The sequence below is a fragment of the Paraburkholderia bannensis genome (assembly GCF_014200455.1).
In the GTDB taxonomy this organism is placed as follows: Bacteria; Pseudomonadota; Gammaproteobacteria; order Burkholderiales; family Burkholderiaceae; genus Paraburkholderia; species Paraburkholderia bannensis_A.
In genome coordinates this window covers 266147-285065 of record NZ_JACHBW010000010.1, presented here as the reverse complement: position 1 = coordinate 285065, position 18919 = coordinate 266147, and the positions used below count along the sequence as shown (strand labels likewise).

At 63.0% G+C, this 18919-nt stretch carries 18 protein-coding genes; 2 read left to right on the top strand and 16 right to left on the bottom strand.

The window, feature by feature from the left end:
* Positions 1–13 precede the first annotated feature (13 nt).
* The gene (locus F4827_RS18695) at positions 14–289 is read right to left on the bottom strand and encodes a hypothetical protein (protein ID WP_183725774.1); all 276 of its coding nucleotides are present in this window, start codon (positions 287–289) and stop codon (positions 14–16) included.
* 96 nt (positions 290–385) lie between these two features.
* Between F4827_RS18695 and F4827_RS18690 the strand changes: the two genes are divergently transcribed.
* Positions 386–2095 carry a carbamoyltransferase C-terminal domain-containing protein gene (locus F4827_RS18690; protein ID WP_183725772.1) on the top strand — a complete coding sequence of 570 codons (1710 nt, stop codon included), beginning with the start codon at positions 386–388 and terminating at the stop codon, positions 2093–2095.
* Between the two features lie 118 nt (positions 2096–2213).
* On the opposite strand, the gene F4827_RS18685 is transcribed toward F4827_RS18690, so the two are convergent.
* The 13 genes from F4827_RS18685 to urtA all read right to left on the bottom strand — a co-directional run bounded on the left by F4827_RS18685 (position 2214) and on the right by urtA (position 15830).
* A complete protein-coding gene (locus F4827_RS18685; protein ID WP_221303725.1) occupies positions 2214–3362 on the bottom strand; it encodes an acyltransferase in 1149 nt (382 codons plus the stop codon).
* A gap of 493 nt (positions 3363–3855) precedes the next feature.
* On the bottom strand, positions 3856–4503 hold the full coding sequence (gene ureG / locus F4827_RS18680) for an urease accessory protein UreG (protein WP_183725768.1): 648 nt from the start codon (positions 4501–4503) through the stop codon (positions 3856–3858).
* Positions 4504–4559: 56 nt separating this feature from the next.
* Positions 4560–5249 (bottom strand): urease accessory protein UreF, encoded by a 690-nt coding sequence (locus F4827_RS18675; protein ID WP_183725839.1) that lies wholly within the window; start codon positions 5247–5249, stop codon positions 4560–4562.
* Entirely contained in the window at positions 5236–5859 is a 624-nt protein-coding gene (gene ureE, locus F4827_RS18670; protein WP_183725766.1) for an urease accessory protein UreE, read from the bottom strand. The genes F4827_RS18675 and ureE overlap by 14 nt, the downstream gene beginning before the upstream one ends.
* 29 nt (positions 5860–5888) lie before the next feature.
* Positions 5889–7607: an urease subunit alpha gene (gene ureC / locus F4827_RS18665; protein ID WP_183725764.1), complete on the bottom strand. Its 1719-nt coding sequence runs from the start codon at positions 7605–7607 to the stop codon at positions 5889–5891.
* A gap of 43 nt (positions 7608–7650) precedes the next feature.
* The gene (locus F4827_RS18660) at positions 7651–7956 is read right to left on the bottom strand and encodes an urease subunit beta (RefSeq protein ID WP_183725761.1); all 306 of its coding nucleotides are present in this window, start codon (positions 7954–7956) and stop codon (positions 7651–7653) included.
* Positions 7957–7966: 10 nt separating this feature from the next.
* Entirely contained in the window at positions 7967–8269 is a 303-nt protein-coding gene (gene ureA, locus F4827_RS18655) for an urease subunit gamma (protein ID WP_017773123.1), read from the bottom strand.
* A 330-nt stretch (positions 8270–8599) separates the two neighbouring features.
* The gene (locus F4827_RS18650; protein ID WP_183725759.1) at positions 8600–9538 is read right to left on the bottom strand and encodes an urease accessory protein UreD; all 939 of its coding nucleotides are present in this window, start codon (positions 9536–9538) and stop codon (positions 8600–8602) included.
* A 382-nt stretch (positions 9539–9920) separates the two neighbouring features.
* On the bottom strand, positions 9921–10616 hold the full coding sequence (urtE, locus tag F4827_RS18645) for an urea ABC transporter ATP-binding subunit UrtE (protein ID WP_183725757.1): 696 nt from the start codon (positions 10614–10616) through the stop codon (positions 9921–9923).
* 15 nt (positions 10617–10631) lie between these two features.
* A complete protein-coding gene (gene urtD, locus F4827_RS18640) occupies positions 10632–11417 on the bottom strand; it encodes an urea ABC transporter ATP-binding protein UrtD (RefSeq protein ID WP_260175293.1) in 786 nt (261 codons plus the stop codon).
* A gap of 83 nt (positions 11418–11500) precedes the next feature.
* Positions 11501–12679 (bottom strand): urea ABC transporter permease subunit UrtC, encoded by a 1179-nt coding sequence (gene urtC, locus F4827_RS18635; RefSeq protein ID WP_183725754.1) that lies wholly within the window; start codon positions 12677–12679, stop codon positions 11501–11503.
* Position 12680: 1 nt separating this feature from the next.
* A complete protein-coding gene (gene urtB / locus F4827_RS18630; protein ID WP_183725752.1) occupies positions 12681–14333 on the bottom strand; it encodes an urea ABC transporter permease subunit UrtB in 1653 nt (550 codons plus the stop codon).
* 192 nt (positions 14334–14525) lie between these two features.
* Complete coding sequence (gene urtA / locus F4827_RS18625; RefSeq protein WP_183725750.1) at positions 14526–15830, bottom strand: urea ABC transporter substrate-binding protein; 1305 nt, start codon at positions 15828–15830, stop codon at positions 14526–14528.
* A 412-nt stretch (positions 15831–16242) separates the two neighbouring features.
* On the opposite strand from urtA, the gene F4827_RS18620 reads away from it, so the two are divergent.
* Positions 16243–17562 (top strand): aspartate aminotransferase family protein, encoded by a 1320-nt coding sequence (locus F4827_RS18620; RefSeq protein ID WP_260175283.1) that lies wholly within the window; start codon positions 16243–16245, stop codon positions 17560–17562.
* A gap of 109 nt (positions 17563–17671) precedes the next feature.
* Here F4827_RS18620 and F4827_RS18615 read toward each other — a convergent pair whose 3' ends face one another.
* Together F4827_RS18615 and F4827_RS18610 are read right to left on the bottom strand one after the other, a co-directional pair.
* Positions 17672–17995 carry a rhodanese-like domain-containing protein gene (locus F4827_RS18615; protein WP_167062464.1) on the bottom strand — a complete coding sequence of 108 codons (324 nt, stop codon included), beginning with the start codon at positions 17993–17995 and terminating at the stop codon, positions 17672–17674.
* Between the two features lie 78 nt (positions 17996–18073).
* Entirely contained in the window at positions 18074–18727 is a 654-nt protein-coding gene (locus F4827_RS18610; RefSeq protein WP_183725746.1) for a protein-L-isoaspartate O-methyltransferase, read from the bottom strand.
* Positions 18728–18919: the final 192 nt, after the last annotated feature.

The following is an 18919-nucleotide window of genomic DNA, read 5'->3' as shown; positions in this document are numbered from 1 at the left end:
TGCTGCGGCATTTTCAGGCCGGCGAAGTCAGTAGTCCCTGGGACAGGGCGTAACGTGCCTGCATTTTTATCGGCAAAATTAGATCCGACAGATAATGCACGCGCTTGAGTATCTCGCCAAAGCCTAATAGCAACCCTTTTCGTTTTTTGCCGCCGCCAATCCCGTAGGATCCCGCATTTTTTTGCTGCCCGTTCACTGTGACGCAACAGTGAAACGTTTGCCACAAGCGCGTGCCTGGCAAGGCGTCCGGCGCTGTCACCGCGCCGCCTGCGATCTTTGGTATATTCAAAAGCTGGTCGATTTTCGTCGATCACTTACACGTCTTACTGATCCCCCATCGTGGGGCTGATCAACCACAACGCTAATTAAACGGGGAGTCGGGACTTTGATCATTCTCGGCATATCAGATTCGCACAATGCCGCGGCCTGTCTTTATAAGGAAGATGGCAGCCTCTTCGCATTGCAGGAGGAACGGCCGAGCCGGACCAAAAATTATTTCGGCGTGCCCAGGCAGGCCATCGCCAAATTGCTGGCCGAACATAATCTCACGCCGGACGATATCGACGAGGTGGCGCTCGCCAATCTGACCCCGTTCAAACCGCGCAACCGCGAACAGACCATCGCGGCATTTCGCGAAGCGGGCCAGTGGAAAGGGCGCGTGAAAGAATGGCTGCGCCATTCGCCGATCTTCGCCGCCGAGCAAAAGCGTCGCCGCGAAGCACGTATCCGCGCCTATGTCGAATTGGGTTTTCCGGAAAAGAAGCTGAAAACCTACGAGCATCATTCCTGCCATGCGGCTACCGCTTACCATGGCAGCGGCTTCTATGACAAACCTGTGCTGGTGATTACCGTCGACGGCGCGGGCGACGGACTCTGCTGCACCATCGGCGTCGGCACCGACGGCGCGATCAAACGCCTGTACAGCGTCGATTGGAGCCACTCCATCGGCATGGTCTATGGTCTCGTCACCTACATGACCGGCATGGTGCCCGACGAGCACGAATACAAGCTGATGGGCATGGCGCCCTATGCTTCGCCGGCGGCAGCAAAGCGCATCTGCGAAAAGATGTGCGCGCTGTTCGAATGGGATGAATCGGGCAAGCCGGTGTGGCGGCGTCGCGCCGGGGTTCCGCATGTGATGCACATGCAGAAGACCCTGGAGGCGATCTTCTTCGAGGAGCGCTTCGATGCGATGATGGCCGGCGCGCAGTTGTTCGTCGAGCACATGATGTGCGAGCTGGCGCGTCGCGCCATCGCGCAAACCGGTATCCGCGATCTGGTCTGCTCGGGCGGGGTCTTCATGAATGTGAAGGCCAACAAGATGATCCTGGAGCTGGACGAGGTCGACAGCCTCTATATCTTCCCCTCTTGTGGCGACGAAACCAACGCCATCGGCGCTGCCTATCAGGCGGTGGCGCAGCGTCGCGGCGGCAAGAGCGTGGCGCCGCTCAAAGGCTTCTATCTCGGTCCCGAATGGAGCGAGGCAACCATCGCCGAGGCGCTGAAGCCGTTGCAGGACGAGGGCTTCGCCACGGTCGAAAAGCCCGCCGATATCAATGCGGCGGTCGTCGAATGCCTGACCAATGGCGAAGTGGTGGCCCGCTTTGCCGGGCGCGAGGAATTCGGCGCGCGCTCGCTCGGCAATCGCGCTATCCTGGCCGATCCGCGCAATTCGTCGATCATCCAGACCATCAACAAGATGATCAAGAGCCGCGATTTCTGGATGCCGTTCGCCAGTTCCCTTCAGGCGGAGTCCGAAAGCGACTATCTGATCAACGCCAAGGGCACGCCGGCGCCCTATATGATTCTGTCCTTCGATACGACGGAACTGGGCGCGAACTCACTGTCTGCAGGCGTGCATCCCTACGACAAGACCGTCCGTCCGCAGGTGGTGACGCGCGAAGGCAATCCGGATTACTGGGCGCTTATCGATCTGTTCCGCAGCAAGACGGGCGTGGGCGCGCTGCTCAACACCTCGCTGAACCTGCATGGGCTGCCGCTCGTCCATTCGCCAGCCGACGCCATCGAGGTACTGCGCCGCTCAGGGCTGGTGCGATTGCAGATCGGCCCGTTCCTGGTGACGAAGAACGTCTAGCCTGATGCGCGAAACAAGGCGCTCTGGCGAAGCAATATCCAGAGGGCCTTCGCGTGATTCTGGCGGCGAGCGAAATACTTGCCGCCAGAACACAACCGGGAACCGCGAGGCAACTTCCTCAGGATGGGCTTCCGAGCCGCTTGCGCATGATCGAAATCACCGCGGAGCGAACCGCATCGGTTTTCGATTCGAACAGGTGATAGATAAGCGTCGCCCACGCGATCGCCGCAACGCAATCCAAAGAAAATTTCGCGAGCAGGACCGGCGTCATGGGCGACATTTGCCACGGCGTATGGAGCAGCGCACACCCCAAAATCAGGAAGGGCAGGTGCGTCAGATAAAGCGAATACGAGATCTTTGAGGACCAGTCGGCAAACCGGCTATAGCGCTGCGATGTGCACGGCGTCGTCTGACACTTGACGGCATAGATCAGCGCGCAAACCGCTACCGCGACAGCCAGCTCCGCGAGATACAGCGGAAGATGAAGCCTTTTGACGCCGAGAAAGAACATCACAAATAGCAGGCCCGCGATCGAGGCCACCCGGTTTGCCTGTCGCGCGGGAATCCGGCGCGGCAATATCGACATTGCAGCGCCTGACAGCCACGTCAGGAACAAGATGCTGTTGTGAGCGCCGATTAGCCAGGCGATAACGGCGATGCCGACGCCATACGCGAGCCGGCTAAGCGTATCCGTGCCATAGCGGAACGCCAGCATGCCCATCGGGAACAGCATGTAGTACCAGAATTCGTTCGCCAGGCTCCACAACGTGACGTTAGTGCCGAGCGTCGGAACGAAGATTGTTTGAAGAAACAGGATATTTCCAGCGATCACTGGAATGCTGCGTATCTGGCTCCCATTCTCAGGCAAAACATAAATCTGTCCAGGCGGAGATGAGTAAATACTGCCGCTTCCAGCCAGATAATGAAATCCGATCGAATCGATCAGGACGCCGATAAACACGGCCGGGACCAGAACGACCCATAACCGCACAAGACGTTTGGTCAGGTAGGACGACCAGTTCCACGTGCCCGCTCTCATGTCCCTCAGGACACTGCCGCCCACGAGGTAGCCGCTCAACACGAAAAAGACCATGACCGCCTCGTCGCCGATGGTCAGCTCATGGAAACCGGTCTTTCCGGTCAGACTGGAAAAAAACAGTCCGCGCGCGTGGCCTAGCGTGACGATCAATGCCGCGGCGCCTCGAATCGCGTCGAGGTGGACCTTTGTCCATGTTGAATGCTGTTGGGCTGAAGATGTCACAATCACCCCGGTCCGCCGTTTGCCCGATGGTTCAGAGATTGAAATTCCGTCGTTCTGAAACGCCTTGATCCGCAGATGCGACTGCGGTGCGTCAGCGAACCCGGGTTAGCTGGATTTTTCTTGATCGTTGTGGCGCACACTATAGATGAAACTGAAGCGCCGTACATCTGCCAAACGTTTGCCGGCATAAAACTCCTTGATTGAGTTTCCCGGCTGTCCTCACGTGGCCGATTGGGATCGGGCGCAGACAGAGGTCGAAAGGCGGCCAAACTTCGAAGTGAAGCGCGCACCGGAAGCGGGTGTTCCGGCCAGGGGAATGGAAGCATACCGAACGAATATGACGTGATCGAATCGTTGACGGCAAGCCATGAACAACAGACGCTGGACCAGCCACGCTGATCCAGCTACGCCGCGCGAGCGCATGGTATCACGCCCGGCGCGGCAGACATCACGCCGGGCGAGGACGGCAAATAAGGGTCATGCGAGGGTCATGTGTGCGTCATGCGTGCGGGCGGCTGTCGTCGACGAATAAGCCTCGGCGTTCGATAAAGGCGATCACCTGATCGAGGCCGTCGAGCGCCTTGAGATTGCACATCACGAAGGGACGCTCGCCGCGCATCTTCTTTGCGTCCGACGCCATCACGTCCAGATTCGCACCTACCAGCGGCGCGAGATCGGTCTTGTTGATCACCAGCAGATCCGACTTCGTGATGCCAGGGCCGCCCTTGCGCGGAATCTTTTCGCCGCCCGCTACGTCGATCACGTAGATCGTCAGGTCGGACAGCTCGGGGCTGAAGGTGGCGGCGAGATTGTCGCCGCCCGATTCGATAAAGACGATGTCCGCATCCGGAAAGCGCGTGAGCATCTGGTCGACAGCTTCGAGGTTGATCGAGGCGTCTTCGCGGATCGCGGTGTGCGGGCAGCCGCCCGTTTCCACGCCCATGATGCGCTCGGCGGGCAGGGCGCCCGCGACCGTCAGCAGGCGCTGGTCTTCCTTGGTGTAGATGTCGTTGGTGATGGCCACGAGGTCATAGCGCTCGCGCATGGCCTTGCAGAGCATTTCGAGCAGCGTGGTCTTGCCGGAGCCGACCGGGCCGCCAACGCCGACGCGCAGCGGCGGCAGGTTCTTCGTGCGTTTGATGTTCATGAGTCGTGCGATGCAGGTGCGTGCAGATGAGTTCGGGAGCGAATTCAGAAGCGAATTCAGGAGCGGAACAAGCGCGAATACTGCGATTCGTGCCGCGCGGACAGAATGCCGAGTTGCGGCGCAAAGGTATTGAGCGAATCGGGCGGCGTGGCGAGTGCGCGCGCGAGCGCCGCTTCGATCTTCGGCCGCAGCGCCACCACGATGCGCTGGCCTGCGAGCTGGCCGAGCGGCACGGCCTTGAGCGCCGCCGCTGTCTGGTTCTCGACCCAGCTGAATGCATAGGCGGCGAGCGTGGCCTGCGTTGACGCATCGTGCGCCCACGCCGCGAAAGCGAAAGCGGTGGGCTGCGCGATCGGCGTCATGCGTTCGAGTGTGGCGCGCCGTTCGGGGTCGCCCCATTCAAGTTGCGCGCACAACTGACGCAGCGACCAGCCCATCTGCGCGGTCTCGCGCCGTAGTTCCGCCGATTCGCGGCTGGCGATGAATTCCGCATTGGCTTCGATCAGCGCTTGCGTAGCTCGTGCGTCGTGCGCGCGCCAGCGTTCGAGCTGGTGTGCGATGAAAGGGAGTTCGCCGGGCGCGAGTACGTTGTCCAGACCGTTGGCGATCCAGTGCGCGGCATCGTCCGCCTGAGCGATCAAGCCAGCCTCGATCGCCGCTTCGAGGCCCTGCGAATAGCTGAATGCGCCGATCGGCAGCGCGGGCGAGGCAAGATGCAGGAGCGCTGTGAATTCAGCGATGTTCATGGCTGTGATCGTGAGCGTGGCCGTCGCAGTGGGCGTGATCGTGGCCGCAGTCGTCGTCATGCGCGTGGCCGTGGGAATGCGCGTGACCGTGGTGCTCGTCGAACACGCGCTGCGCGAGCGCGTAGTCCTCGGCGAAGGTCTCGTCGTGACCATGCCGATGACCGCCGCCGAGGTGGCGTCCATACGCGCCGGACTCGGGCTCGAACGGCAATTCCACGCGCTCGACCAGCGCACCCAGGCGCTTGAGCATGTCTTCGAGCACCGGGTCGGCTTCGAGCTTCAGTTCTTCGGCGCTCACTTCCACCGGCGTGTGACGGTTGCCGAGGTGATACGCCGCGCGCGTGAGCGTGAGGCGATCGTGCGCGCGCACACGCAGCACGCTTTGCGCCGCGGCGACCACGCGCACGAGAGCGCCGTCGTTGGCCACGAGCATGTCGCCTTCGCGCAGGATCGTGCCGCGCGGCAGCACCACGCCCACTTCCTCGCCGCTGTCGAGCGTGGCCGCAAAGCGGCTCTTGCAGCGCATGTCATACGGCAGCGTGAGCGTGGGGGCGCGCTTCACCAGCACGCTGGCGAGCTTCGCGGTGAGTCGTTTGTCGATCGTACGCATATCAGTGCTTCAAAACGTGAGGGCAGAACTCAGAACAGGAAATAGCGCTGCGCCATCGGCAGGACCGTGGCGGGCTCGCAGGTGAGCAATTGTCCATCGGCGACGACCTGATAGGTCTCGGGATCGACGCTGATCGACGGCTGCCACGCGTTGTGGATCATGTCCGCTTTGGTGACGTTGCGGCAGTTGCGAACCGCGACGATACGCTTTTGCAGGCCGTAACGCTCGGGCATGCCTTTGTCGAGCGCGAGTTGCGAGACGAAGGTGAGCGACGTCTGCGTAAGCGCGCGCCCGCGCGTGCCGAACATCTCGCGATAGTGCACCGGTTGCGGCGTGGGAATCGAGGCATTCGGGTCGCCCATCTGCGCGAGCGCGATCATGCCGCCCTTGAGAATCAGCGAGGGCTTGATGCCGAAGAACGCCGGGTCCCAGAACACCAGATCGGCCCATTTGCCCGGCTCGATCGAGCCGACTTCGTGCGCGATGCCGTGCGTGAGCGCCGGGTTGATCGTGTACTTGGCGATGTAACGTTTGGCGCGGAAGTTGTCGTTGCGCGCGTTGTTGCCAACCTGATCCTCAGGCAGTGCGCCGCGTTGCACCTTCATCTTGTGCGCGGTCTGCCACGTACGGATGATGACTTCGCCCACCCGGCCCATTGCCTGGGAATCCGAAGAAAGCATCGAAAGCGCGCCAAGGTCATGCAGGATATCTTCGGCGGCGATGGTTTCGCGGCGGATGCGCGATTCGGCAAACGCGATGTCTTCGGCAATCGACGGGTCGAGGTGATGGCAGACCATCAGCATGTCGAGGTGCTCGTCGAGCGTGTTGACGGTGTAGGGGCGCGTCGGGTTGGTCGAGGAGGGCAGCACGTTGGCTTCGCCGCAGACCTTGATAATGTCCGGCGCGTGGCCGCCGCCCGCGCCTTCGGTGTGATACGTGTGGATCGTGCGGCCCTTGAATGCGCCCACGGTGGCTTCCAGGAAGCCCGATTCGTTGAGCGTATCCGTGTGGATCGCCACCTGCGTATCGGTTGCGTCCGCAACGGTGAGGCAATTGTCGATCGCGGCGGGCGTCGAGCCCCAGTCCTCGTGCAGCTTCAGACCAATTGCGCCAGCGGCGATCTGCTCTTCGGCGGGCCCGGGCAGGCTCACATTGCCCTTGCCGAGAAAGCCGAGGTTGATCGGCCAGCCGTCGGCGGCCTGCAGCATGCGCTCCATATGCCATGGGCCCGGCGTGCAGGTGGTGGCGTTGGTGCCGGTCGCGGGACCGGTGCCGCCGCCGAGCATCGTCGTCACGCCGCTGGCGAGCGCCTCGTCGATCTGCTGCGGGCTGATGAAGTGAATGTGCGTATCGATGCCGCCCGCCGTGACGATCTGGCCTTCGCCCGCGATCACTTCGGTCGACGCGCCGATCGGAATCGTCACGCCCGGTTGCACGTCCGGATTGCCGGCCTTGCCGATCTTCCAGATGCGCCCATCCTTGATGCCGATGTCGGCCTTCACGATGCCCCAGTGATCGAGGATCACGGCGTTGGTCACGACGGTGTCGGCCACGTCGGCGTGCAGGCGCTGCGACTGGCCCATGCCGTCGCGGATCACTTTGCCGCCGCCGAACTTCACTTCGTCGCCATAGACGGTGTAGTCGCGCTCGATCTCGATGAGCAATTCAGTGTCGGCGAGACGCACGCGGTCGCCGGTGGTGGGGCCGAACATCTCCGCATAGGCGCGGCGGCCGATCTTCAAAGTCATATCGGATTCCTGATGAATTCGAAACGTGATGCGGGCGCGCCGCTCAGAGCGGGCCCATCACCTTGCCGCTGAAGCCATAGACGGCGCGCTCGCCTGCAAGCGCGACCAGCTCGACCGTGCGCTCCTGGCCAGGCTCGAAGCGCACGGCCGTGCCCGCCGCGATGTTCAGGCGAAAGCCGCGTGCGGCCTCGCGGTCGAACGCCAGCGCGTCGTTGACTTCGTAGAAGTGGAAGTGCGAGCCGATCTGCACGGGACGGTCGCCCGTGTTCGCGACGGTTACCGTCACGGTGTCGCGGCCCACGTTGAGTTCGATTTCGCCATCGTCGATGAGCATTTCGCCGGGAATCATGCGCGCAGCCTCAGGGGATCGGATGATGGACGGTGACGAGCTTGGTGCCGTCGGGGAAGGTGGCTTCGACCTGGATGTCGGGGATCATCTCGGGCACGCCTTCCATCACGTCGTCGCGCGTGAGCAGGGTGGTGCCGTAGTGCATGACCTCGGCGACGGTCTTGCCGTCGCGAGCCGCTTCCATCAGCGCCGCGCTGATGAAGGCAACGGCCTCCGGGTAATTGAGCTTGAGGCCGCGGGCGCGGCGCCTTTCGGCGAGCAGCGCGGCGGTGAAGATCAGGAGCTTGTCTTTCTCGCGTGGCGTGAGCTTCATCGTTCTGGGTCTTGGGCGGTGTGCTGGGCGGTGTGGTGGGTGCGGGGTCCGGGGGCGGCCTCCAGCGCGCGAGCCGGCGAAGCTGATGCAAAGCGAATACGCGCGCCGTCCACGTTTGTGCCAGATCAGCTTACGGGAGGCAGGTTACGGCCAGCTTGCAGCCTCGCACGCCGCGCGCGCGAATCAATGCAAGCTAACAGCAAGGGTTGTGCCAATGAAGGGGACAGCGTGAATGCACCAGATGCGATGCGTTTTTGCACTGCATTGCCGATTGTGTGATGGCTTGTCGTGCGCGGGCGCGTGTACGTGCGCCGCAGTGGTGCACGCCGTTCAGGTTGTCCATAGGCGCAGTGGCGCGCCCTTGACGCCATGCACGAAGGGCCGTAGCTGAGACCAGCATTGCGCGAGCGTGTTTTGCAGCGGTTCCATCGAGCGTGCGACGACGCGCACGAGCAGGACGTCGGGCGCAACGCAGCTCGCGCCAGAACGCAACGCATCGTCGAAGGGCAGCGTCGCGGCCAGATCCTGCGCCAGCGCGTCGTTGCACGCCGGGCCGATTGCCCACAGCACGCCAAACGCCGGAAAGCCCGCAAGCCCTTGCGGCGCGTCGCGCAGCGGATCGGCGGCGTCGATCAGCGCGCGCTCGAACCACAGCAACTGTTCGCTGGCGGCTTCTTCGGCGTGTTCTTCTGTGCTTTCTTCAGCATGAGGCGTCGCGGCGCGGACCACGCGCGTGAGCGAACGCACCTTACCTGCGGACCAGCGTTCGCCTGCCGCCTGCCGCCCCAGTTGCATGGCGTCCCAGCCGATGGCCGTCGCGCCTTCTTCGAGCGTCAGCACAAAGTCCAGTTCCGCGTGGGCGTGATCGAAGACGAGATTGTTCTGCGGCAGCCAGTCGAACTTCGCGCCCGCGCCCACGCGCACGTGGATGCGCTGGCGCGCGGTCCGGCCGTTCGACTTGTACCACTTGGTCGCGCCTGGCGTGGTGATGACCGCATGCGCGCCATCGCCCACTTTGACGTCGATGTCGAGCCGGTCGCCGCCCGCGATGCCCGCAGGCGGATGCACGATCACCGCGTGGCAGATCGCATCGCCTTCGGGGTAGAGCGGTCGTTGCACGCGCAACGGACCGGAATGCAGCCGATGCGTGAGCGCCGTGCGCGCTTTCTGAAGCTCGAAGCCGAGTTCGAGTTTCGCGGCCCATTCGGGCGGCGCGGTGTTGCGCAACGTGGCGTCGGCGAGCGCGGCGTGGTCTTCGTGGAGCGACATGCGCGATGAAATGCAAAGGCGGGAAGGAGTGGGCGAGGATAGCACGCGGGCCCGTGCGCGCCGATTGGAGAAAAAATCAGGCGCTCAGCAGCCTGCGCGTAAGTAGCAATTGCATATCCCGTCGGCCATCGGCAATAACGTAGATAACGAGCTGCGTATCGATGATGCGATAAATCGAGCGGTAAGGCTTGAACATCGCTTGCCTTCATTGGCAATACGGTCGAATTCAGCAATGTAATCGTAAATGGACTCCAGATCGTGTTTGGCGCCCTCAGTCATGAGAACGTGCGAAACGCACACCCCGGACAGCCATCAGTCGGTGTTCCGTTTGGCTCGCAACCTTGCGATCACGTCGGAGCCGTCGGTCCCCATCAACGGCCCCTCAAACCGCAATCAACTCCCTAACCCCGTCCGCATCCATCTGTGCGCCCGCGCCGCCTGCGACGATCTCACCACGGCTCATCACCCAGTAGCGGTCTGCAATTTCCTTCGCAAAGTCGTAATACTGCTCCACCAGCAGCACGGTGAGATTCATCTCCTCCACGAGCCGCCGCAATGTGCGCCCGATATCCTGAATGATCGACGGCTGGATGCCTTCGGTCGGTTCGTCGAGAATCAGCAGTTGCGGATCGCTCATCAGCGCGCGGCCAATTGCAAGCTGTTGCTGCTGACCGCCCGACAGATCGCCGCCGCGCCGCGCCTTCATGTCCTTGAGCACGGGAAAAAGCGCGTAGATATGCTCGGGCACGCCTTTCGGCATGCGCTTTTTGCTCGCGGCGCCCACCAGCAGATTTTCTTCGACCGTGAGGCGCGGAAAAATATCGCGCCCCTGCGGTACATACGCAAGCCCTTGCGCCACGCGCACATGCGTGGGCAGTTTCGTGAGCGCGTGATCGTCCCACGCGATCGTGCCGCTCTTCGTCGGCACCACGCCCATCAGGCAGCGCAGCAGCGTGGTCTTGCCCACGCCATTGCGACCGAGCAGCACGGTGAGTTCGCCTTTGGGCACCGTCATCGAGACATTGCGCAGGATATGGCTGCCGCCGTAATACTGGTTCAGCGATTCGATATTCAGCATGGCTAATCAGTCAGGTTAGCGTCCCAGATACGATTCGATCACGGTCTCGTCGCGCTTCACTTCGTCAAGCGTGCCATGCGCGAGCACGCGGCCTTCGGCCATCACCGTGACGCGGCCGGTCTCGCCCGCAAGCGCAGCAACGAACTCCATATCGTGCTCGACCACCATCATCGAGCAACTCCCGCGCAGGCGGTTGAGCAGGGTGGCCAGCTCCATCGTTTCGTCGTCGGTCATACCGGCGGCGGGCTCGTCGAGCAGCAGCAATTGCGGCTTCTGCATCAGCAACATGCCGATTTCGAGGCGCTGCTTTTGCCCATGCGACAGCTCGCCTGCCAGACGCCGCGCATCGCTTTCGAGGCGGATGATTTCCAGCGTCTGCTCGATCTTCGCCTGCGCGTCGCGGTCCAGCCGCGCGCGCAGCGTCGCGAACCAGCCCTTGTCGGCCTTCATCGCGAGTTCGAGGTTTTCCCACACGGGATGCTGCTCGAACACCGTGGGTTTCTGGAACTTGCGCCCGATGCCCGCGCGCGCAATCGTCGGTTCGTTCATGCGAGTGAGGTCGAGCGTCTGGCCGAGAAACACCTTGCCCGAATCGGGCGAGGTTTTGCCGGTGATGACGTCCATCATCGTGGTCTTGCCCGCGCCGTTCGGGCCGATCACGCAGCGCAACTCGCCCGCGTCGATGGCGAGCGAGAGCTTGTTGAGCGCGCGAAAGCCGTCGAAGCTCACGCTCACGTCTTCCAGATAGAGGATGGTGCCGTGCGAGATGTCGATCACGCCTGGCTCGATCACATGGCCCATGCTGGCCACGCCCGAGACCGTGAGCGTGTCGGCTTCGTCGAATGGGTTGTGATTGAGCGGATCGTTGAGCAGGATGTGTCCGTTCATGCGCGCTTGCCTCCCAGGCGTTTCGCCGCCGCTTCGATCAGGCCCATGATGCCGCCCGGCAACAGCAGCGGCACCAGCACGAAGATCAGGCCGAGAAAGAACAGCCAGTACTCCGCGAAATACGCCGTGAAAAAGCTCTTCGCGCCGTTGACCGCGAACGCACCGATGATCGGGCCGATCAGCGTGCCGCGTCCGCCCACGGCCACCCAGATCGCCATTTCGATCGAGTTGCCGGGCGACATTTCGCTCGGATTGATGATGCCGACCTGCGGCACGTACAGCGCGCCCGCGATGCCGCACAACACCGCCGATAGGGTCCAGATAAAGAGCTTGTAGCCCAGCGGGCTGTAGCCGAGGAACATGAGCCGCGTTTCGCCGTCGCGCATGGCGGTCACCACGCGGCCGAGCTTCGAGGTGACGATCGCGCGCGCCGCCAGAAACGCGAGCACCAGCGTGGCGAAAGTCAGCAGGAACAGCACGGTGCGCGTGCCCGGATGTGTGATCGGCATGCCCGCGATGCGCTTGAAATCGGTGAAGCCGTTATTGCCGCCGAAGCCGGTTTCGTTACGATAGAACAGCAGCATCGCGGCGAAGGTCATGGCCTGCGTGATGATCGACAGATACACGCCTTTCACACGCGAGCGGAACGTGAAGAAGCCGAACACCCACGCAACCACGGCGGGCGCCAGCACGACCAGCAGCAACGCCACGCCCAGATGCTGCGTGCCCTGCCAGTACCACGGCAGCGCATGCCAGTCGAGAAACACCATGAAGTCGGGTAGATCGCTGCCGTATTTGCCGTCGTGGCCGATCTCGCGCATCAGATACATGCCGATGGCGTAGCCGCCCAGCGCGAAGAACAAGCCGTGCCCGAGGCTCAGGATGCCGCAATAACCCCACACGAGATCGAGCGCGAGCGCGGCGATCGCATAGCACATCAGCTTGCCCGCGAGCGTCATGGTGTAGGCGGACAGATGCAGTGCGCTCGATTGCGGCAGCACCAGCGCGCACAGCGGCACGCCCACGCCCATCGCGATGATGAGGGCGATCAGCGCGATCCAGGCGCGGCGCGAGAGCAGGGCGGGGCGTGCGGGCAGGCCAAGCGCGAAAGTTTCGGCGGCGCTCTCGCGCGCGCCGAGTGCGTGGGGCGAGGGAGTGTGCGTAACAGAAGTCATATCAAGCCTCCGCGCTACGGCCCTTGAGGGCGAACAGCCCCTGCGGACGCTTCTGGATGAACAGCACGATCAGCACGAGCACGGCGATCTTCGCGAGCACCGCGCCCCAGAACGGCTCGATGGCCTTGGACACCAGCCCCAGACCGAAGCCGCCGATCACCGTGCCGGCGATCTGGCCCACGCCGCCCAGCACCACCGCCATGAACGAATCGATGATGTAGCTCTGGCCGAGGTCCGGCCCTACGTTGCCGATCTGCGAAAGCGCGCAGCCGCCCAGCCCCGCGATGCCCGCGCCGAACGCAAACGCCCACGCATCCACGCGCGCGGTGCGCACGCCCACGCAGGCGGCCATGCGGCGGTTCTGTGTGACGGCGCGCACGAACAGGCCCAGACGCGTTTTTGTCAGCACGGTCCATGCGATGCCCACGACAATCAGCGAAAACGCCAGGATCGCGAGGCGGTTATACGGCAGGATCAGGTTTTGCATCACCGTCACGCCGCCACTCATCCACGCCGGGTTTTCGACCTGCACGTTCTGTGCGCCGAACAGCATGCGGGTGGCCTGGATCAGGATCAGGCTGATGCCGAAGGTGGTCAGCAGCGTTTCCAGCGGGCGGCCATAGAGATGACGGATCACCAGCCGCTCGATCACTGCGCCGATCAGCGCGGCGGTGACGAACGAAACGGGAATCGCCAGCAGCGGATACCAGTCGAACGCGCCGGGCGCGTAGCGCTGGAATAGCGTCTGCACCACATAGGTTGCGTACGCACCGATCATCAGGAATTCGCCGTGCGCCATATTGATGACGCCGATCAGGCCATAGGTGATCGCCAGACCCAGTGCGGCGAGCAGCAGCACGCTGCCCAGCGACAGCCCCGCGAACAGCGTGCCAAAGATCTGGCTGCGGCGCTGGATCGAATCGAGCGCATCGAGGCCTTGCTGAGCCGCGGCGCGCACATCGACGTCGGGTTCGTTGTACGCGCCGCTCGCGTTCTTCGCGACGAGCGGGCGCAGTAGTTCATACATGTCGAGATCGTGGCGCGCGGCAACCAGTTTTGTGGCTTCGAGGCGCGTTGCGGCGTTCGGATCGCGCAGGGCGCTCATGGCCCAGAGCGTGTCAAGGCGGCGCTTGAGCGTGGGGTCGGTTTCCTTCGCGCGCGCCGCGTCGATCATCGGCTTCATCGATGGATCGGGGTTCTTCAGCAGCTCCGCGATGGCCGCGCCGCGCGCCTGCACGTCGGGCGACGCCAGTTTCAGGCCCGAGAGCGCGCCGGCCACTTTGGCGCGCAGCTGGTTGTTCAAGGTGATCGACTGGGCGCTCGACGCTAGATTGGCAGCGACCGGTTTGCCGGTGGCGGCGTCGCGTGCACTATCGCCATCCTGAATCAGCACTTCGCCGCTATCCGTGGCCGCGACGTTGTCTTCCGACAAAGCCTTCAGGAGTGCTAGTGAAGCCGCGTCGTGCGTGGCGATAAGCTTGTCGATGGCAGCGGACTTCGCGTCGAAGTCATCGGCGCCCAGCGGCGCGACATCGGCGGTTTCGAGTGCATAGGCACTCGTGCCGAGCATCGCAAAGAGCGCAGCGGCGGCAAGCGCATGGCGCAGCCCCTGGCGGGTAAAACTCGGGGCGAACCTCGGGAATGAGAGAGCCATGATGTTTTCTTCTTGATGCGGGGCGCGGCGCTTATGTAACGCGGCGCGCCCCGTTCGGGCAGATCGCGCTTCCCGCAAGCCGCTGTGCGTGAAGCGCCGGTGCTTCAATCGAAACTCAATCGAAACTCAATCGAAACTCAATCGAAACTCAGGCGGATATCGAGCGGATATGAAGCGGATATCTAGCAGATATCAAGCCGTGCGCGCGCGGCGCAGCAAATCCGGCAGGACGTCCTGCGTGACGACATCGGGCTTGCCTTCGTTGCCGGCGATGAACGGGCTCCACGGTTGCGCGCGGATCGCCGTTTTGGTCTTCCACACCACGTTGAACTGACCGTCGCCGCGAATCTCGCCGATCATCACCGGCTTATGCAGATGGTGATTGCCGTCCATCGTCAGCGTGAAGCCCGAAGGCGCTGCAACGCTCTGGCCGATCATCGCGATGCGTACCTTGTCGACATCGGTGCTCTTCGCCTTTTCGACGGCCTGTTTCCACATGTGGATGCCCACATAAGTCGCTTCCATTGGATCATTGGTCACGCGCTTCGATCCGCCCGGCAGGTTGTTGGTGGCGACCCACTGCTCGAACTGTTCCTTGAACTTCGTGTTGTTCGGGCCTTTCACCGACATGAAGTAATTCCACGCCGCGAGGTGACCGACGAGCGGCTTGGTGTCGATGCCGCGGAGTTCTTCTTCGCCCACCGAGAACGCCACCACCGGCACGTCCGTCGCCTTGATGCCCTGGTTGCCGAGTTCCTTGTAGAAGGGCACGTTCGAATCGCCGTTGATGGTCGAGACCACCGTGGTCTTGCCGCCTTGCGAGAAGGTCTTGATGTTCGCGACGATGGTCTGGTAATCGCTGTGACCGAACGGCGTGTAGACCTCCTGAATATCGCTGTCCTTCACGCCCTTCGAATGCAGGAAGGCGCGCAGGATCTTGTTGGTCGTGCGCGGATACACGTAGTCGGTGCCCAGCAGGAAGAAGCGCTTGGCGCCGCCGCCTTCGGAGCTCATCAGATATTCGACTGCGGGGATCGCCTGCTGATTGGGCGCTGCACCCGTGTAGAACACATTGCGCGACATCTCTTCGCCTTCGTACTGCACCGGGTAATAGAGCAGGCCGTTGAGTTCTTCGAACACCGGCAGCACCGATTTGCGCGACACCGAAGTCCAGCAGCCGAACACGCACGCGACCTTGTCCTGGGTGAGCAGCTGGCGGGCTTTTTCGGCGAACAGCGGCCAGTTCGAGGCCGGGTCCACCACCACCGGCTGGATCTGACGACCCATCACGCCGCCGTTCTTGTTGATCTCGGAGATCGTCATCAGCGCCGTGTCCTTGAGCGACGTTTCCGAAATCGCCATCGTGCCCGAGAGCGAATGCAGAATGCCGACCTTGATGGGACCGCTGCCCGTGTCGGCGTGCGCGAACGGCACGCGCCCGGCGAGTGCGAGTGCGCCCGACATCGTCCCGAATTTCAACAGACTGCGACGTTTCATTGCATTGCCCCTTTGGGTGAAGTCATGGTCGTGGCGCAGCGGTGTCTCTGTTTTTGCGCCGGCTGTTCGTGTCAGTCTTGCCGGACCATTACTGCAAGGGCTATGCCAGTGCGCCGAATATGCGCGACGCGTGCAGCAGCAAGGCGCGCACGGTGTGCATGGCGCGCAGCGCGGCGCACAGCGCGGCCGAATCTGGTGCAATGCGACGCATGTTCGGGCGTGCTGCATCGTTGCAGTGCGCAAAGGCAGGGCGGTGCGGTGCATGACGATGCGCGAGGCGGCCATGCGCGCTGCTTCGTTGTGCATGTCATGGGCGCGCATCGACCGTCTTTCCCTGCCTACACTGCTTGTAGATGCTTCGTTGTTCTTCGATCGTTCTTCGATGCCCGCCAACTTCGAAAGGGAGATGCAGATGAATGCCAGCTTGCCCGATCTGTCCGCGTTCTGGATGCCCTTCACCGCGAACCGGCAGTTCAAGCGCGCGCCGCGTCTGCTGGTCGGTGCGAAGGGAATGCACTACACCTCGCACGATGGCCGGCAGATTCTCGACGGCACGGCGGGGCTGTGGTGCGTCAACGCCGGGCATTGCCGCGACGAGATCGTCGCCGCGGTGCAGGCGCAGGCCGCCGAAATGGACTTCGCGCCGACCTTTCAGATGGGCCACCCGATTGCCTTCGAGGCGGCCGGGAAAATCGCGAAGCACACGCCTGGCGATCTCAAGCACATCTTCTTCACGAACTCGGGTTCGGAAGCCGTGGATACGGCGCTCAAGATCGCGCTGGCCTTTCATCGCGCGCGCGGCGAAGGGCAGCGCACGCGCTTTATCGGGCGCGAGCGTGGCTATCACGGCGTGGGTTTCGGCGGCATTTCGGTGGGCGGCATCGCGCCAAACCGCAAGGTCTATTCGGGGCAACTGCTGCCCTCGGTCGATCATCTGCCGCATACGCTCAATATCCGCGAGGCCGGCTTTTCGAAGGGGCAGCCCGTGTGGGGCGCGCATCTCGCCGACGATCTGGAGCGCCTCTGTGCGCTGCACGATGCGTCCACCATCGCTGCCGTGATCGTCGAGCCGGTGGCGGGTTCGACCGGTGTGCTGGTGCCGCCGCAGGGCTATCTGCAGCGTCTGCGCGAGATCTGCGACAAACACGACATCCTGCTGATCTTCGACGAGGTCATCACGGGCTGGGGTCGTCTGGGCGCGCCGTTCGCGGCCAACTATTTCGGCGTCACGCCCGATCTGCTGACGATGGCCAAAGGCACCAATAACGCCGCCGTGCCGATGGGCGCCGTTGCCGCGAGCGCGCGCATACACGACCAGATCGTGGGCGCCGCGCCGGGCGGTATTGAACTGCTCCATGGCTACACCTACTCGGGCCACCCGCTTGCGGCGGCGGCGGCCTGCGCGGCGATCGATCTGTACGAGCGCGAGGGCTTGTTCGGCCGCGCCGCGCAGATGTCGCCGGTGTTCGAGCGCGAGATTCACAAGCTACGCGGCGAGCCGCATGTAATCGATGTGCGCAATATCGGCCTGGTGGGCGGGGTGGAACTGGAGCCGCGCGAAGGCGCGCCCGGCGCGCGCGCCTATGAGACCTTCGTGCGCTGTTACCAGAAGGGCGTGCTGGTGCGCTTCACGGGCGACATTCTGGCGTTCTCTCCGCCGCTGATCGCCGACGAGAAACAGATCGAGGAGATTTTCTCGACGGTGGCGCTGGTGCTGCGGGAAATCGACTGACGACGTCGCATTAAAAAGGGCGCGGCCTTTGCAAGCCGCGCCCTTTGCGCATCTGGACAGTGAGACGAGCCGCGATCGGGGGCGTTGTCGTGTCCTGAACGGATGGTGATCAGTAGGTCGGCACTTTAGGGTCGACCTGACGCGACCAGGCGTCGATGCCGCCTTGCAGGTTGAACACCTTGGTGAAGCCGCGCGACTCCAGGAACATCGCGACCTGGGCGCTGCGCGCGCCGTGATGGCAGATGCAGACGACTTCCGCTTCATCGTCCAGTTCTTCGCTGCGCGCGGGGATCTGCGCCATCGGGATCGAGACGATGCCGTCGATCTTCGCCGTTTCGATTTCCCACGGCTCGCGCACATCGAGCAGTACGGGCGCGGGGCGCGAGGAATCGGCGAGCCATTCGGCGAGGGCGGGGGCGGTCAGGATCTGCATGGAAGACTCAATTCTCTGGAATGAACCGGCCGGGCGCGCGGCCCGGCTTCGGCAATGAAGCGGTAGTGAAAGCCGATTTCAGAACTTGAAGCGCGACGGCTGGACGGCGTTTTCAAGCGCTTCGACATAGGTTTCGAAGACGCTGGCGACGCGGTATTGCTTGTCGTCCATGCGCGTGATGATCTGCGCTTCCATGACCGGCGCGCCGCCCACGAATGCGGCCAGGCGCCCGCCCACCTTCAGTTGTTCGAGCAGTTCCTGCGGCACCACGGGCAGGCCACCCGAGACGCAGATTACATCGTAGGGCGCGTTCGCAGCCCAGCCGCGCGAGGCGTCGCCGTGCACGACTTCGGCGTTGAGCACACCGTTCTTGACGAAGTTCGCGCGCGCGAACTCGGCCAGTTCCGCATCGATTTCGACCGTAACGACCTTTTGCGCACGGTGCGCGAGCAGCGCCGCCATGTAACCCGACCCCGCGCCGATCTCCAGCACGTTCTCGTGCTTCTTCACCGCGAGTTCCTGCAGCATGCGCGCTTCGACGCGCGGATGCAGCATGTGCTGGCCGTTGGGCAGCGGCAACTGAAGGTCGGCGAAGGCGAGATCCGCATAGGCAGCGGGGACGAAGTGCTCACGCTTGACGATCGAGAGCAGATTCAGCACGTCCTGGTCGAGCACCTCCCAGGGGCGGATTTGCTGTTCGATCATGTTGAAACGCGCTTGTTCGATGTTCATGGTGACTCGGCGTTGGGTTCTTTCGGATTCTGGGCAGGCAGCCGGGCGCTGAAAACGGTGCCAGGCAACCGCGAGATTGTACCAAAGCGCTTTCGCGCCGCGCCTTGCCGCCGACAGGGGAAAACGCGCAGCGTGCGATGGGAATAGCCATTCGGCTGAGTTTCGCGAATCCAGCCGGGCAGGGAAACTTGC

What these genes read in the sequence shown, in the direction of transcription:
- F4827_RS18620 (WP_260175283.1), top strand. Translation starts at nt 16,243, where the DNA reads ATGAATGCCAGCTTGCCCGATCTGTCCGCGTTCTGGATGCCCTTCACC.
- ureC (WP_183725764.1), bottom strand. Translation starts at nt 7,607, where the DNA reads ATGACTTTGAAGATCGGCCGCCGCGCCTATGCGGAGATGTTCGGCCCC.
- ureA (WP_017773123.1), bottom strand. Translation starts at nt 8,269, where the DNA reads ATGAAGCTCACGCCACGCGAGAAAGACAAGCTCCTGATCTTCACCGCC.
- urtA (WP_183725750.1), bottom strand. Translation starts at nt 15,830, where the DNA reads ATGAAACGTCGCAGTCTGTTGAAATTCGGGACGATGTCGGGCGCACTC.
- F4827_RS18675 (WP_183725839.1), bottom strand. Translation starts at nt 5,249, where the DNA reads ATGAACATCGCTGAATTCACAGCGCTCCTGCATCTTGCCTCGCCCGCG.
- F4827_RS18650 (WP_183725759.1), bottom strand. Translation starts at nt 9,538, where the DNA reads ATGTCGCTCCACGAAGACCACGCCGCGCTCGCCGACGCCACGTTGCGC.
- urtE (WP_183725757.1), bottom strand. Translation starts at nt 10,616, where the DNA reads ATGCTGAATATCGAATCGCTGAACCAGTATTACGGCGGCAGCCATATC.
- F4827_RS18610 (WP_183725746.1), bottom strand. Translation starts at nt 18,727, where the DNA reads ATGAACATCGAACAAGCGCGTTTCAACATGATCGAACAGCAAATCCGC.
- urtC (WP_183725754.1), bottom strand. Translation starts at nt 12,679, where the DNA reads ATGACTTCTGTTACGCACACTCCCTCGCCCCACGCACTCGGCGCGCGC.
- urtB (WP_183725752.1), bottom strand. Translation starts at nt 14,333, where the DNA reads ATGGCTCTCTCATTCCCGAGGTTCGCCCCGAGTTTTACCCGCCAGGGG.
- ureE (WP_183725766.1), bottom strand. Translation starts at nt 5,859, where the DNA reads ATGCGTACGATCGACAAACGACTCACCGCGAAGCTCGCCAGCGTGCTG.
- F4827_RS18615 (WP_167062464.1), bottom strand. Translation starts at nt 17,995, where the DNA reads ATGCAGATCCTGACCGCCCCCGCCCTCGCCGAATGGCTCGCCGATTCC.
- F4827_RS18660 (WP_183725761.1), bottom strand. Translation starts at nt 7,956, where the DNA reads ATGATTCCCGGCGAAATGCTCATCGACGATGGCGAAATCGAACTCAAC.
- ureG (WP_183725768.1), bottom strand. Translation starts at nt 4,503, where the DNA reads ATGAACATCAAACGCACGAAGAACCTGCCGCCGCTGCGCGTCGGCGTT.
- urtD (WP_260175293.1), bottom strand. Translation starts at nt 11,417, where the DNA reads ATGGGCCATGTGATCGAGCCAGGCGTGATCGACATCTCGCACGGCACC.